The following is a 13,837-nucleotide window of genomic DNA, read 5'->3' as shown; positions in this document are numbered from 1 at the left end:
AGCTTTCGGTCCCGGCGACCCGACGGAGCCCGGCCAAACGCATCGGCCGGACCCCGGGGTGGCGACGAACCACCCGGCCCGCGAGAATGACGATCCATGCCGACCGAGACAGTGCAGTCCACCGCAGAACCGACCGCCGGAAACGTCCGCCGACCCAACGTGCTGTTGTTGCACTGTCACGATCTGGGCCGCCATCTCAACGTGTACGGCGCGAAGACGGTCAGCTCGCCGAGACTGGACGCGTTCGCCGCAGACGCCGTCATCGCCGACCAGATGTACGCGACGGCGCCGCAGTGCAGCCCGTCCCGAGCGGGCCTGTTCACCGGCCGCTGGCCTCATCACAACGGCGTCCTCGGGCTGACCCACGACATCTTCGGCTGGGACCTGCACGCGGATGAGCAGCACCTGGCCGCTCGGCTGCGCCGAGCGGGTTACCGGACCGAATTGGTCGGCCAGCATCACGAGTCGCGGCGGCTGGCCGATGACCAGGTCGCCGCCCGGCTCGGCTTCGATCGGGTGCAGGCGGAGGGGCTGGGCGAGGTGGTCGTCGAGCGCACCACCGACGCGCTGCGGCGACTGGCCGCTGCTGACGAACCGTTCTATCTGCAGGCCGGCTTCAGCGAGCCGCATCGCAGGCCCGGGGAGCGCGACGCGCCGGGCGTGATGGGCTTCATCGGCAATCACCTGCAGCCCGACGACAGCCGCGGCGTCGAGGTGCCGGGCTATTTGGCCGACACCGAATCGGCGCGGGAGGAGATCGCCGAACTGCAGGGCGCGATCAAGTTCATGGACGACTGCGCCGGCCGGGTGCTGGACGAGTTGGATCGGCTGGGACTGGCCGAGAACACGATCACCATCTTCACCACCGACCACGGGCTGGCGCTGCCGCGGGCCAAGTGCTCGCTCTACGACCCCGGCCTGGAGGTCGCGTTCATGATCCGCTGGCCGGCGGCCGGCTGGACCGGAGGCGTACACCTGGAACCGCTGCTGCTCAATCTGGACGTGACGCCGACGCTGCTGGTGGCGCTCGGACTGGAGCAGGACGGGCCGGCCGGAGCACCGGCGATCGACGGCCGGAGTTTCCTGCCGCTGTTGCCCGGTGAGCAGCCCGACGGTGAAGCATCCGGACAGGCGACTCGGGGTGAGGTCTTCGGCGAGCTGACCTATCACGACTACTACGACCCGAAGCGCTCCGTACGCACGCAGCGGCACAAGCTGATCGTCAACTTCACCGCAGCGCCGAAGTTCATGGACCCGAGCCAGTCCTGGGTCAGGCGCTGCATCCCGGTGCACGCGCCCAACGGCAACATCGGCCACGACCCCATCGTCGAGCTGTACGACCTGGCCGAGGATCCGTACGAGTTGCGCAACCGCGCCGATGATCCCGCGCTGGCCGAGGTCAGGGCCGATCTGCTGGCTCGACTCGGTTCCTGGATGGCCGCCACCGACGATCCGCTGCTGGCCGGTGCGGTGACGTCGCCGGCGCACCGGTTCGCCGTCGCCGAGCTGCAGCCCGCGACCGCGCCCTGACCGACACTGCCCGCCGGCAACCGGACTTGGTTAGCAACGCGAAACATCAACGGAAACGTACGACAGGTGAGACTGCCGGTTAATCGATCGATGCGGATCGGGTGAACTCCGATAGAGTGATGCCTCGGCTGCGAAGAAAATCTCCGCGCCATGGCTTGCAGGATTCCAGTTGACCTCAACCGAAGTTGAGCTTGCAGACTGGTCAAGCTCAGCCGCCCCTGCCGTGGGGTCCGTACCTCGTCCGGCGACTTCCCGCCCCATCGTCGGGGCTCGATCCGCTGACTCGATCTGTGGGCACGCGCAGGGGCTGAGTTGTCAGTGAACCTGCACGCAAGAAGGAGCACGCTGCGCTCGTGCTCTCCGCCACCGAGCTATTGAGGTATGCCCCATGTCCGCCGATTTATCGGCACCGACGTCTCGGACGTCACAGAGCAAGGACGAACCAACAGCTACCAAGACACGGCAGGGCCTGGCCGCCGGCCCCACCGCGACTGCCCTGGATCGACCGGCGGCCATCCTGCCGCCGCCGCCGGTGAAGTACGACAAGGACGGCAACCCGAAGCGGCACTCGTACACCTCACTGTGGCGGCTGCGCAGCTACATGCTGCCGTACCTGCCGCGGTTCATCGCGATGTTCGTCTTCGGCGGGCTCAGCGTCGGCGCGACCATCGTGGTCCCCTTGGTCACCCGGGCGGTGATCGACGGCCCGGTCGCCCACAAGGACAACAAGGGGTTGTGGGCCCTGGGCTTGTTCGCGATCGGCCTCGGCATCGTCGAGGCGATCCTGATCTTCGGCCGTCGCTGGACCGTGGCCAAGGCCACCCTGGGCGTCGAGTACGACATACGGATCGACCTGTATGCCAAGCTGCAGCGACTGCCGATGGCCTTCCACGATCGCTGGGAGTCCGGCCAGTTGCTGTCGCGGATGATGAGCGACCTGTCCACCATCCGCCGGTTCCTCGGCTTCGGTCTGCTGTTCCTGATCCTGAACACGCTGCAGATCGCCGTGGTCACGCTGATCTTGATCAACCTCTACTGGCCGCTGGGCGTGGTGGTGCTGGTCTCGATCGTGCCGATCGTCGCGGTCTGCCTGCGGGTGACCCGGGAGTACGTCCGGCTGTCCCGCAAGATCCAGGACGAGACCGGTGACGTCGCCTCCACCATCGAGGAGGGTGCGCACGGACTGCGGGTGATCAAGTCGTTCGGCCGGTCGGCGTACATGTTCGACAAGTTCGACGCGCGCAGCGTCAAGCTGTACGACACCTCGCTGAAGAAGGTCCGGCTGCAGTCCAACTTCTGGACCTTCCTGGAGGTGATTCCGAACGCGACGCTGATCGTCGTGCTGGCGCTCGGCGCGGTCGCCGCCGGCCAGGACAAGCTGACCCTGGGCACCCTGGTCGCGTTCACCACCCTGATGACCTCGCTGGTCGGCCCGATCTCGATGCTGGGCATGCAGATCTCCCAGGCGCAGGAGTCGATGACCGCCTCCGATCGGCTGGCCGACATCTTCGACACCGAGAACACGATCACCGACGGCCCGGCCGAACTGTCTCAGCCGGTCCGCGGACACCTGCAACTGGACGGGGCGGGCTTCACCTTCCCCGATTCGGACACCCCGGTGTTGTCCGGTCTGAGTCTGGACATCGCGCCGGGTGAGACGGTGGCGCTGGTCGGCGCCACCGGTGCCGGCAAGTCCATCCTGACCAGCCTGGTCGCACGGCTGTACGACGTCACCGAGGGCCGGATCACCATCGACGGCACCGACATCCGGCAGCTCAAGCTGACCGAGCTGCGGCAGGTCGTCGCGACCGCCTTCGAGGATCCGACCCTGTTCTCGATGTCGGCGCGGGAGAACCTGACGCTCGGCCGGCCGAACGCGACCGAGGACGAAATCGACGAGGCGATCGACGTCGCCCAGGCGCACTTCGTCTACGACCTGCCCTGGGGCCTGGACACCCGGATCGGTGAGCAGGGGATGAGCCTGTCCGGTGGTCAGCGGCAGCGGCTGGCGCTGGCCCGCGCCGTACTGGCCAAGCCGTCGGTGCTGGTTCTCGACGACACCCTGTCCGCGCTCGACATCCACACCGAGGCGCTGGTCGAACAGGCACTCAAGCGGGTGCTGGTCGGGGTCACCGGGATCGTGGTCGCGCACCGCGCATCCACCGTGCTGCTGGCCGATCGGGTGGCGATGCTGTCCGGCGGCACCATCACCCACGTCGGTTCGCACACCGAGCTGCTGGACACCGTGCCGGAGTATCGCGAGCTGCTGAGTGCGGACTTCAATCCGCAGGACGAATTCGATTTGCTGGAGGAGGGGGCGCACCGATGAGCACTCAGGTCGAAACCCGACCTACCGAATCCGAGCAGAGCCGGCCCGAGGACAACCTGCAGCAATGGCGCGGCGTCGGCGCCGAGGACTCGGCGGAGCTGAGTGCCAAGGGCAGCGTCTTCCTCAAACAGCGCAGCCGGCGGCTGCTCGGCGACCTGCTCGCACCGCACAAACTGACCGTGGTGTTCATGATCATCGTGGTGGTGATCGAGAACGCGGCCCGGCTGGCGATCCCGTACCTGGTCAGCCTGGGCATCGACAAGGGTGTGCCGCCGATCATGCATCACGGCGCTGCCACGGTGCTGATCGAGATCGTGATCGCGATGTTGATCATCACCGCGATCCAGGCGGTCACCCGGGTGATCTTCCAGCGGACCTCGGGCAAGGTCGGTCAGGACGTGCTGCTCGAGGTACGCCGCCGAGTGTTCAAGCACTTCCAGAAGCTGGACGTGAAATTCCATGATCGATACACCTCCGGCCGGGTGGTGTCCCGGCTGACCAGCGATGTGGAAGCCATTCAGGAGATGCTGAACGGTGGCTTCGACAGCCTGATCCGGGCCGTACTGACCCTGGTCGGTGTCGGCATCATGTTGATCACCTTGGACACCAAGCTCGGCATCATCTGCCTGCTGAGCTTCCCGATCCTGATGCTGCTGGTGCGCTGGTTCTCGGTGAACTCGTCCAAGACGTACCGCAGGGTGCGGGAGTTCTCGGCGATGGTGATCGTGCAGTTCGTGGAGACGATGACCGGCATCCGGGCGGTGCAGGCCTACCGTCGGGAGCCGCGGAACTCGGAGATCTTCGAGGATCTGGCCGGCGAATACCGCGACATCAACACCAAGGCCTTCCGGCTGGTCGCGCTGTTCATGCCGGGCGTCAAGCTGATCGGCAACATCACCATCGGCATCGTCGTGCTGTACGGCGGCTGGCGGGCGATGGAAGGCGATCTGACCATCGGCGTGCTGACCGCGTTCCTGCTGTACCTGCGGATGTTCTTCGATCCGATGCAGGACATCAGCCAGTTCTACAACCTCTTCCAGTCCGCGTCGGCTGCGCTGGAGAAGCTGTCCGGGGTGCTGGAGCAGGATCCGGAGGTGGTCGATCCGAGCGAGCCGGTGCCGATGGATCGGGCCGCTGGCCGGGTGCAGTTCGAGAACGTCGACTTCAGCTACGTCGACGATCGACCGGTGCTTCCTGATCTTGATCTGACGATCCCGGCCGGACAGACGGTTGCGCTGGTCGGCACCACCGGCGCGGGCAAGACCACGATCGCGAAGATGATCTCCCGCTTCTACGACCCGACCGGCGGCCGGATCACCCTGGATGGCGTCGATCTTCGTGAGCTGAGTGACGAGGACCTGCGCCGCAACGTGGTGATGGTGACCCAGGAGAACTTCATGTTCGACGGGACGGTCGCCGACAACATTCTCTTCGGCAGGCCCAGCGCGAGCCGGGAGCAGGTGATCGAGGCGGCGAAGGCGGTCGGCGCGCACGAATTCATCAGCGCGCTGCCGAAGGGCTACGACACCGACGTGGAGAAGCGGGGCGGCCGGCTGTCCGCCGGTCAGCGACAGCTGGTTGCCTTCGCCCGGGCCTTCCTCGCCGATCCGGCGGTGTTGATCTTGGACGAGGCCACGTCGAGCCTGGACATCCCGAGCGAACGGCTGGTGCAGCAGGCGTTGCAGACGATCCTGGCCAGCCGGACCGCGGTGATCATCGCCCATCGGTTGAGCACCGTCGAGATCGCCGACCGGGTGCTCGTCCTCGAGCACGGACGGATCCTGGAGGACGGCAGCCCGGCCGAGTTGATGCACGCCGAAGGCGGCCGCTACGCCGCCCTGTACGAGGCCTGGGAGGAGTCCCTGGCCTGACCGGTTGCCGGGCTCGGCGGTAAGAACGTAGGAGCAGTCGGCCGGAACCCCATGTTTTCAAGGGTTTCCGGCCGACTGCTCCTACGTTTTACCCGCTTTCCCAGCTCGGCCGCAGCCCTCGGGCGGTCTGTTCCAGCTCAACAACACCGTGCAGCAGGTCGGCCGTGATCGGGACCTTGATCAACTTCTCCTCCTGGCGTGCGGCCCGAGTGTGGATCTGCATCCTGCGACTCAGATGGCCGGTCGCCGGTGCCGACCGTGAAGACGGCCCGTGTGCTAAATCAAGCTGCTGAAATAAGTCGGTGTGGAGCCTTACCGCAACGCACGCGACTGAAGGACCAGCGACGCCGCCCCGATTGCGGCCGAGCCAAGATCGAGTCGAGAAAGTGTGACCCGCACCGGCCGGGTGCCCGTGCGGTGCACTCGCGCCAACCCGTCGTTGATCACCTGCTCATAGATGCTGCCGGCGTCGGCGAATCCAGGCCCGGCCAGGAAGACCCGCTGCACGTCGAGCATCACGACCAGGTTGGCGACGCCGACCGCGAGCGCCTCGGCAGAATCGTGGATGGCCGCACTGCAGGTCTTGTCACCCTGTACGGCTGCACGTCCGATCTGGGCGAAGTCGACCGCCCGAGTCGTCGGCGCGCCCAGCAGACCGAGCCGGCGTGCATGCGGCGCATTCGTCAACACATGTTCGACGACCGCTGCCGGCGAGGCCAACACGTCGATACACCCGCGGGCTCCGCATGGGCAGGGTGCTCCGTTGCGGTCGATGGACACATGCCCGAGGCTGCCTCGCGGCGTCACCTGGTGGATTCGGCCGTTCAGCACCAGGCCCGCAGTGATCTGTGTCGACATGTAGAGGGTGGCGAAATTGGCGCCCACCTCAACCGGCGAGCCGTTCCATAGTTCGGCAAGCGCGGCGCAGCTTGCCTCGTCTCCCACGACCACGGGTAGGCCAGTGTCGCGCCGAACTTGCTCGATCGCGGGTTCGCTGACGCTCAGAGCACCGTCCTCGCCGTCGAGCCACGGGGTGCCGGCTCCGACCGGGTCGGCCACTCCGATGCCCGCCAGCGACTGATGGCTGACGTCGAAGCTCTTCAGGATGTCGTCCAGCCGGTCGCTCAGGCCACGCCGAAGATCCGCGGCACGGCCGACCGCCTGCATCGGGAACGCCGCCCGACCGACTGCTGCGCCGGTGAAGTCGGTGAGCGCGACGATGAGCCGACCGGGCCCGAAGCTGACGCCTAGCGAGTAGCGCGAAGTGGGATTGAGTCGCAGCAACGAGCGAGGCTTGCCGCCGGTGGAAGCAAGATGCCCGGACTCGACCAGCAGCTGATCGCCGAGCAGCCGTTTGACCACGTTGGTAATCGTCGCCGCGGTCACGCCCAGGTCGAGGGCCAGTTCAGGGCGAGTAACGGCGCCCCGCCGCCGCGCCAGTTCGAGCACGGCATGGTCGAGTACTTGCGTGGATCGCTGCACCGGCCGACCTCCAAGCTCTTCGGTTACTGGCTCGATCTGCAGCCTGCACGGCCCTTCCCTCAGCCTGAACTCAGGCTTGAGCCGCCTTCGCAGAATGTCTCCGACTTGACCGTTGACAACGTTGGCGACGCTCGGGCAGACTACCCGAAGTTTATTCAGCTAGTGAACGAAGTGTCTCGATGTGGCGACACTCTCTCCTGTGAGGGCGCGACGCCGGGTCAGCCTGTTGGCGGCCACAAAGCACGGCGGAACGCTGCGCAGCATTCCGATTCAGCCGTGTCGCGGCCACCGATGGCTCCACGTACAGAGTTCTTTCGTCGGTTGGTTCCCAAATTCTTTGGTGTTCGGCTCGTCACCGTCGACGGCCTTCAGCGGAAGCGCTAAGCGCGGACCGCCGGTATCTCAACCGGCGGTCAACTGGAAGGGGCCCGGCCACGGTGGCCGTCGGCACCCGGGTCCGCAGAAAGGTTCGACAGGAATGAACAGAGGAAAACGTTCAGCCCTTCTGGTGGCGGTCGCATCACTCAGCGTCATGGTTGCTGCAGCCTGCTCATCCGGCGGCGGAGCTACATCCGGCGCCAATGGCTCCAACCAGGTCGGAGGCAAGGCGGCCGCGCCGTCCGAGATCACGATCGGGGTCGGTCAGACCGGAAATGCAGTCTCGACCCTCGATCCGTCTCAATGGGGCGCGCAGATCCTGATCGATCAGGGCACAGTCATGGAGGGACTGTACGGGTACGGGCCGGACGGCAAGATCGTCCCCAAAGTCGCCACCCACTACAAGACCTCCGAGGGCGGAAAGGTGTGGACCTTCTTTCTGCGCCATGACGCCAAGTGGTCGAACGGGAAGCCGGTGACGGCCCAGGACTTCTACTACTCCTGGATGCGGACGGCTTCGCCCAAGAACAGCAGCGACGCTATGTGGGCGAGCGTGATGACGTACGTCAACAACGCCTACAGCTACCACGCCGGGGGCGTTCCCGCCAAAGATGTCGGCGTCAAGGTGGTCAACCCCTACGAAATCAAGCTCACCCTGACCTCACCGCACAACATCCTCGGCGCGATGGCCATCACCGGATCGATGCCGCTGTACGGCCCATCGGTCGACGCACACCCGAGCAAGTGGTTCATGCCGGACTACTTTGTCGGCAACGGGCCCTACGTCGTGAAATCGTTTGTGCCCAACGGCAAGGTCACCCTGGTCCGCAATCCCGAGTATGTCGGCGCACCGAACCAGACGAACGTCGGCAACATCAAGACGATCAACGTCATCCCGACGCCGAACGTCCCGGTTGAGGATTTCCTGGCCAAGAAACTGAGTGCCGCGGTCATCACCCAGCCGTCGGACTACAAGTACGTTCAAACTCACCCCAATCTGAAGGCCAACCTGAAGTCGCAGGCCGACAATCTGGTCAGCTATCTCCAGTGGGACAAGTCGACCGAGGCCTCACCGCTGGACGACATCAAGGTGCGTCAGGCCGTCGCTATGACCCTGAACCGCCAACCGATCGTGCAGAACGTCCTCAACGGCATGGGTGGCGTCACGTCGGCGTTCGGCTTCCCCGGCTGGCCGACCTTCTCGCTGCAGCATCCCCTTCCGTACGACACGGCGAAGGCGAAGCAGTTGCTGACTGAGGCCGGATATCCCGGTGGCAAGGGAATGCCCACGCTCTACATCTATACCCAGACGGCCGCCGACAATCCCAACAGCATCCCGGTGGCCGAGGCCATCCAACAGGAGCTCAAAGAGGGCCTGGGCATCACGACCAAGATCGTGCCGGAGGCATCGACGCTCTACGGAAACATCACCTGGGGCGGAATCAACCCAGACATCCATCCCGGTTATGTGATCGGCGGCGGTACTCCGAACTGGAGCGATTTCACCAGTCTGCCGATCCAGGCCAATCAGGAGATCATCTTTTCCGGTTCACAGGGGCCCGTGTCCTATCGCCAGCACATCGCGAACTACTACCTCCCCAAGTACGACCCCAACGACGTCAAGCAGCTCGGAAACCCCGATGACAAGACTGCGGGGACGACGGAGGCAGATTGGAAGAAGCTCGACGACGCCGCCAAGGCCGACATCGCCTACCTGGACAAGTGGAACAAGCAGCAGCCGGCCGATTATCAGAAGGTTCTCGTCATCCCTGGTGCGGCGACCAACCAGGACCAATGGGACAACTACACCAAGGCGTGGGAGCAGGCCAAGAGTGCAGCGGACAAGCACGACGCATGGGTGTCGGCATGGAAGTTCGTCGGGGACTGGAGTGCAGGCAACGGCGGCGCCAATGTCGGCCTGAACGGCCAGGTCTGGGATGACAAGAACATGCCGCAGGAGGTTCACGACGCCATCATGTGGAACGCCGAGCTCAACGCCGCAATTGACCAGGACACGGCGAACCAGCTGAGCGCGAACATTGACAACTACGTGCTGAACAACGGCTACGGAATGCCGCTCTACTTCCAGAAGACGTTCTACCTGACCCAGCCTGGACTCACCGGAATCCAGCCCAACCCCTGGTCGTGGAGCGGTCTGTTCCAGCTGCAGTACGCCACCTGGAAGTAGGGGCGAGCCCGATGCGAAAACTCAACGCAGGCCGAAGATTGGTCGGGTGACGTGGGCTTTGTCAAGTTTCTGACCAAACGACTCGTCGCGCTGGTCATGACGATTTCGGCGGTGCTGGCCGTGGCCTACCTGCTCATGTACGCAGCGCCGGGCTCGTTCTTCAACTCCACCAACATCGGTGCGGGCCTCGGCCAACTCCGCCTTCAGAACCCAGCGCTCTACCAGCAGTACGTCGATCAGTTCCAGAGCAGGTACGGGCTCGACCAGCCGCTCTGGCAGCAGGTTGCCAAGTACGTGTGGCATTCGCTGACGTTCAACTTCGGGACGTCGTTCGCGAATCCGTCGGTGCCGATCATGCAGCAGCTCAAGAGTGCGTTCCCGATCAGTGCTGTGCTGGCGCTCGGGTCGGTCTTCCTTGCGATTCTCATCGGCATCCCGTTGGGGGTCGTCGCGGCGCTGAAACGCCACACCTGGATCGACTCCGCGCTGACCACATTGTCGGTTGCCGGTCAGGCCATTCCGTCCTATGTGCTGGCGGTCCTCTTGGTGCTGCTCTTCGGAGTAGTGGTCCCGGGCATCCTGCCGGTCAATGGTTGGGGGACGTTCGGCGAAGCAGTTCTGCCGATCATCGCGTTGTCGGCCGGCAGCGTCGGCATCATCACCCGCTACATGCGAGGTTCGCTGATCGAGGGCCTCCGTCAGGACTACGTGCGGACCGCTGAAGCCAAGGGCGTGCCCCGTCGAAGAGTTGTCGTCCGTCACGCGATGCGCAACTCGCTGACGGCGCTGATCACAGTGATCGGACCGACCTTCGCCTTTGCGGTGGTCAGCACGGTATGGGTCGAGCAGATCTTCTCGATCCCCGGAATGGGCAACTTGATGGGCGCGGCCTTCCCCACCAAGGACGTCCCGTTGTCAATCACCTCGGTGTACATCCTGTCGCTGATGGTGATGGGGATGAACGTCGTCGTCGACGTGTTGTATCGCGCCTTCGACCCGAGGGTTGCGCTCGAATGAACACGCTACCGGTCCACCAGCCGTCGTTGCGGCGAGAGAGAGCGAGAGAGCCTTGGCAGTGACGCAAATGGTGTCCGGCGCGATTGCCGGAGTGCCAGACCGGCCCCGATCCCAAGCACGTCTTGCGTGGCGGCGATACCGTCGGAGCTGGCTGCCGGTCGCCGGCGCCGTATGGGTGGCCATCTTCTTCGTCGCCGGCGTGATCGGACCGTGGATCGCACCGCACAGCTACACCGAGACGGACTTCATCAACGCCAACCAACCCCCGTCGCTGAAACACCCGTTCGGCACCGACGGCCTCGGCCACGACATGTTCAGTCAGATCCTGTGGAGCGTCCGAAACGCTCTGGAGATCGCCCTCGGTGCCACCCTCGTCAGCTTCGTGATCGGCTGTGCGCTCGGCCTTTGGGCCGGGCTGCGCGGTGGCGCCGCCGACATGGTGATCATGCGCGTGGTGGATTTCATGTTCGCGTTCCCCACTTACTTTCTCGACCTCATTCTCGTGGTCACGCTGGGAAGGGGAATGTTTCCGATCATGATCGCCATCGGGATCACCGGGTGGGCCTCGTACGCTCGGCTCATTCGGGGTCTGGTGCTGAGCATGCGCAACGGTGAAATGGTGGAAGCGGCACGCGCGCTCGGCGCGAGCTGGCCGCACATCGCACGCCGGTACCTGTTGCCCAATTCCATCAGCAACATGCTGGTGGCGCTGGCCTTCGGCATTCCCGCGGACCTGGTCATCATGGCCGCCCTGAGTCTGGTCGGCCTCGGGTTGTTGCCCCCGCTACCCAGCTTCGGAAATCTCATCGCCCAGGCCGGCGCGAACGTGCTGGGCTATCCGTGGTTGCTCTACTTCCCGGCCGGCATCTTCGCCATCACGCTGCTGTCGTTCCTCTTCGTCGCGGACGGACTGCAGGAAGCGTTGGATCCCAAAGGAGGCTCATAGATGATCGAGGATCTGACAGCCGAGAAGCTGGCGACCGAAAACCAGACGGCTGAGGACGTACTCACGGTCGAGAACCTGGAGACACGGTTCCGGCGAGGCGACGACACGATCTATGCGGTCAACTCGGTGAGTTTCTCGGTGGCACCGGGAGAGACGCTCGGCATCGTGGGTGAGAGCGGCTCCGGCAAGTCAGTGTCGCTGTTGTCGATCTTGGGCCTGGCCCGCGGAGCCCGCTCGGTATCCGGAACGGCCCGGTTCATGGGAACCGACCTGCTCAAACTGCGCCGGCGTCAGTTGGAGGACATCAGGGGCCGCGACATCGGGATGATCTTTCAGGACCCGATGACCAGCCTGAATCCGGCGATGCGCATTGGCGATCAGATCATGGAGGCGATGCTGACCCACCATTACACCAACCGCAAGGGCGCCTTTGCCAGGACGCTTGAGCTGTTGGACAAGGTCGGCATCCCAGAGGCCCGGGCGCGGTTCCGCAGCTATCCGCACGAGTTCTCCGGCGGCATGCGACAGCGGGCGATGATCGCCATGGCCATCGCCTGTGAGCCGCAGTTGCTTATTGCCGACGAGGCCACCACCGCCGTTGACGTCACCGTGCAAGCGCAGATCCTCGATCTCCTGGACGATCTTCGCAAGGGCCGCCGGATGAGCATCATCCTGATCACTCACGACTTCGGCGTCGCCACCAACTTCTGCGACCGGATCGTCGTGCTGTACGCGGGCAAGGTGATGGAGAGCGCGCGGTTGGCGGAGTTTCTCGCTTGCCCGGCACATCCCTATACGGTCGGGCTGAGGGACTCGGTCATCGAAGTCGGTCAGCGAGGGCGAAAGCTCACCCCGATCCCGGGGATGGCGGCCACTCTGACCGAGCCGATCCGCGGCTGCCCGTTCGCTCCCCGATGCAGCATGGCGATCGATCGCTGCACCCAAGAGGTGCCCCAGTTGCGGTCTTTGGGGCCCGGTCACACCGTGGCTTGCCACCGAGCCGAAGAGGTGATGTCACGTGCCAGCTGATGCGCTGTTGCAGGTCGAGTCGGTGTCGAAGCGATTCCGGATCGGCGGACGGACGCTGCATGCCGTGGAGTCGGTCTCGTTCGAGGTGAAACCCGGCCAGACGCTGGGAGTTGTCGGCGAGAGCGGGTCCGGAAAGTCCACTCTCGGCCGGGTCGCGCTGCGCCTGCTGCAAGCCGACGCCGGTCGGGTCCTCTTCGAAGGGCAGGACCTGGCGGACCTCGGGCAGAAGGAGCTGCGAGAGCGCCGTCGCGACCTGCAGATGATCTTCCAGAACCCGCTGGCCAGCCTGAATCCGCGGATGACCATGGGAGCCGCGATCGAGGACGCCCTGATCGTCCAGAAGATGGGCGGATCGGCCGCGGCCCGGCGGGCCCGAGTGGGTGATCTGCTGACACGCGTGGGTCTGCCACGCTCGGTCCGGGATGCTCACCCGTTCGAACTGTCCGGCGGCCAACAGCAGCGAGTGGGGATTGCCCGCGCCCTGTCCCTGTCGCCCAAACTCGTCGTCTGCGACGAGCCGGTCTCCGCCGTCGACGTGTCCATCCAGGTGCAGATCATCGACCTGCTGCGGGAATTGCAGGAGGAGCTCGGCATCGCTTATGTGTTCATCTCGCACAACCTCGCCGTCGTCCAGTATCTGAGTGACACGGTGTTGGTCCTCTACCTGGGCGAGGTTGTCGAGCAGGCTCCCGCGGAGCAGCTCTTCGACGCTCCCCGGCATCCGTACACGCGGGCGCTGATCGACTCCATCCTTCGGGTGCCGCACAGCGCAGCTGACCGTCGGATGATCGCCCCGCCCCGGGGGGAGATCCCCTCACCGTTGTCGCCGCCGTCCGGCTGCCCCTACCACCCGCGGTGCCCGATCGCCACCGACAAGTGCCAGCACGAGAAGCCTTCACTGCAAAAGGACGCGTCGGGACGACTGGTCGCCTGCCACTACCCGCTTGCCCCGGCCGACGCCACGGCATCGACCACCCCACGGCTGACCAAGGTGCTCGACACCACGGTGCGATCTGCCTCGAAGGTCGACACCTGAGGCTGCTGCCGTGCGGCCTGCCTGAGCAACT

10 protein-coding genes are annotated in these 13,837 nt (G+C 65.0%); 8 read left to right on the top strand and 2 right to left on the bottom strand.

What is annotated here, in order from left to right; translation table 11 throughout:
• Positions 1 to 96: 96 nt before the first annotated feature.
• The 3 genes from FOE78_RS00785 (at position 97) to FOE78_RS00775 (ending at position 5,730) form a co-directional block, all read left to right on the top strand.
• A complete protein-coding gene (locus FOE78_RS00785; RefSeq protein WP_143984637.1) occupies positions 97 to 1,530 on the top strand; it encodes a sulfatase family protein in 1,434 nt (477 codons plus the stop codon).
• A 388-nt stretch (positions 1,531 to 1,918) separates the two neighbouring features.
• Positions 1,919 to 3,859 (top strand): ABC transporter ATP-binding protein, encoded by a 1,941-nt coding sequence (locus FOE78_RS00780; RefSeq protein WP_143984636.1) that lies wholly within the window; start codon positions 1,919 to 1,921, stop codon positions 3,857 to 3,859.
• Positions 3,856 to 5,730 carry an ABC transporter ATP-binding protein gene (locus FOE78_RS00775; protein ID WP_143984635.1) on the top strand — a complete coding sequence of 625 codons (1,875 nt, stop codon included), beginning with the start codon at positions 3,856 to 3,858 and terminating at the stop codon, positions 5,728 to 5,730. Before FOE78_RS00780 ends, FOE78_RS00775 begins: the two co-directional genes overlap by 4 nt.
• A gap of 88 nt (positions 5,731 to 5,818) precedes the next feature.
• On the opposite strand, the gene FOE78_RS24370 is transcribed toward FOE78_RS00775, so the two are convergent.
• Both FOE78_RS24370 and FOE78_RS00770 read right to left on the bottom strand, forming a co-directional pair.
• On the bottom strand, positions 5,819 to 5,953 hold the full coding sequence (locus FOE78_RS24370) for a hypothetical protein (RefSeq protein ID WP_266094998.1): 135 nt from the start codon (positions 5,951 to 5,953) through the stop codon (positions 5,819 to 5,821).
• Between the two features lie 89 nt (positions 5,954 to 6,042).
• Complete coding sequence (locus tag FOE78_RS00770) at positions 6,043 to 7,212, bottom strand: ROK family transcriptional regulator (RefSeq protein WP_143984634.1); 1,170 nt, start codon at positions 7,210 to 7,212, stop codon at positions 6,043 to 6,045.
• A gap of 340 nt (positions 7,213 to 7,552) precedes the next feature.
• Here FOE78_RS00770 and FOE78_RS00765 point away from each other — a divergent pair, with 340 nt between their 5' ends.
• The 5 genes from FOE78_RS00765 to FOE78_RS00745 all read left to right on the top strand — a co-directional run bounded on the left by FOE78_RS00765 (position 7,553) and on the right by FOE78_RS00745 (position 13,806).
• Positions 7,553 to 9,778, top strand: coding sequence for a peptide ABC transporter substrate-binding protein (locus FOE78_RS00765; RefSeq protein ID WP_143984633.1), 2,226 nt, complete (start codon positions 7,553 to 7,555; stop codon positions 9,776 to 9,778).
• A 51-nt stretch (positions 9,779 to 9,829) separates the two neighbouring features.
• Entirely contained in the window at positions 9,830 to 10,795 is a 966-nt protein-coding gene (locus tag FOE78_RS00760) for an ABC transporter permease (RefSeq protein WP_143984632.1), read from the top strand.
• A gap of 67 nt (positions 10,796 to 10,862) precedes the next feature.
• Positions 10,863 to 11,741 (top strand): ABC transporter permease, encoded by an 879-nt coding sequence (locus FOE78_RS00755; protein ID WP_143984631.1) that lies wholly within the window; start codon positions 10,863 to 10,865, stop codon positions 11,739 to 11,741.
• A complete protein-coding gene (locus FOE78_RS00750; protein WP_143984630.1) occupies positions 11,742 to 12,770 on the top strand; it encodes an ABC transporter ATP-binding protein in 1,029 nt (342 codons plus the stop codon).
• On the top strand, positions 12,760 to 13,806 hold the full coding sequence (locus tag FOE78_RS00745) for an ABC transporter ATP-binding protein (protein WP_210414745.1): 1,047 nt from the start codon (positions 12,760 to 12,762) through the stop codon (positions 13,804 to 13,806). Before FOE78_RS00750 ends, FOE78_RS00745 begins: the two co-directional genes overlap by 11 nt.
• Positions 13,807 to 13,837: the final 31 nt, after the last annotated feature.

This window comes from Microlunatus elymi, assembly GCF_007362775.1.
GTDB lineage: Bacteria > Actinomycetota > Actinomycetes > Propionibacteriales > Propionibacteriaceae > Microlunatus > Microlunatus elymi.
Note: the sequence above shows the minus strand (reverse complement) of the source record. Positions and strands in the feature narration are given on the sequence as shown.